At 67.5% G+C, this 1,002-nt stretch carries 2 protein-coding genes; both read left to right on the top strand.

The features are described 5' to 3' along the window. Window positions 1-100: 100 nt before the first annotated feature. Entirely contained in the window at window positions 101-427 is a 327-nt protein-coding gene (locus tag E1285_RS45140) for a transposase (RefSeq protein ID WP_207947324.1), read from the top strand. 236 nt (window positions 428-663) lie between these two features. After that, a partial coding sequence (locus E1285_RS47040) for a hypothetical protein (RefSeq protein ID WP_207947323.1) occupies window positions 664-1,002 on the top strand: 339 nt, incomplete at its 3' end.

The raw sequence follows: 1,002 nt of genomic DNA, 5'->3' as shown, positions 1-1,002 counted from the left end.
CCTGGCGGGCCAGCTCGACCGCGCGGCGGCGGAACTCGGGCGGGTGTGGTGAGGGCATGGCGGACATCCTTCCTGATGATCGCCGGTGACCTCAGATCAGATGTCCGTGCTCCGGGGGGAAGCTCACTTTCCCACCGAGCACCACTTCGCCAGCTACACCGGCAGCGCACCCCTGGACGCCTCCAGCGGCAACAACCTCCGGCACCGGCTCAACACCGGCGGAAACCGCGCGCTGAACTCAGTCCTGCACATTATCGCCGTCTGCCAGATCTGCGACGGCGGACGCGGCCAGGACTACTACCTGCGCAAGATCGCCGAAGGCAAGACGCCCACAGAGGCCCGCCGGGCCCTGAAACGACGGCTGTCCAAGGTGGTCTACCGGATCATGAAACGCGATCAACGCAACCACCTGGCCCGAACCGCTTGACACACAGAGGCGCTATAAGGTCACCCCGCAACGTCCGATGAGTGCACACGAGCACCTCCCAGCCGAGGCCGACAGATCCCGTTGAGGACCCAAGGTCAGTCAGCCGTTGGCGCAGACCCCGGCGGGAGGTGCTCATCTACATCATCACTGTCAGCCCCGAACCGAACCCCAGATCCTGGGGCAGGAACTCGCACGCGATCCTGGTGCGCATCACGAACAAGATCACATAACGCCAGGTGGTCATCCAGCCGCTCGCTGGATTCGACGCCGCGCTGGCCCCGTGGCGCGAGCCGGTGTCCGCGCGGCCGGACACGGTGCTCAGCGGAGCAGTACGTCCTGTCGGCGCGGGTTCTGACCAGCCGCAATGGCGCGGTAGCAGCCTCCTTCTCACCCGGACGGCGGCGGGTCTGGCGGTCGAGGCCTGCGAAGGAGACGGGTTCAGGGGCCTGCTGTTCGGCGGCGGCTGCGGGGCGGGGTGCGGCGTGCCCGGGGGCGGACTCGGTGCTGTGGGGCTGGATTCCACAAGTCTGTGGCGTGTGGTGTCGGTGTCGGTGTCGGTGGGGGTGGGCGTGGAT

The sequence above is a fragment of the Actinomadura sp. 7K507 genome (assembly GCF_004348425.1).
Classification (GTDB): Bacteria; Actinomycetota; Actinomycetes; order Streptosporangiales; family Streptosporangiaceae; genus Spirillospora.
This window is presented reverse-complemented; position numbering and strand designations above follow the sequence as displayed.

What these genes read in the sequence shown, in the direction of transcription:
- E1285_RS45140 (WP_207947324.1), top strand. Translation starts at nt 101, where the DNA reads ATGTCCGTGCTCCGGGGGGAAGCTCACTTTCCCACCGAGCACCACTTC.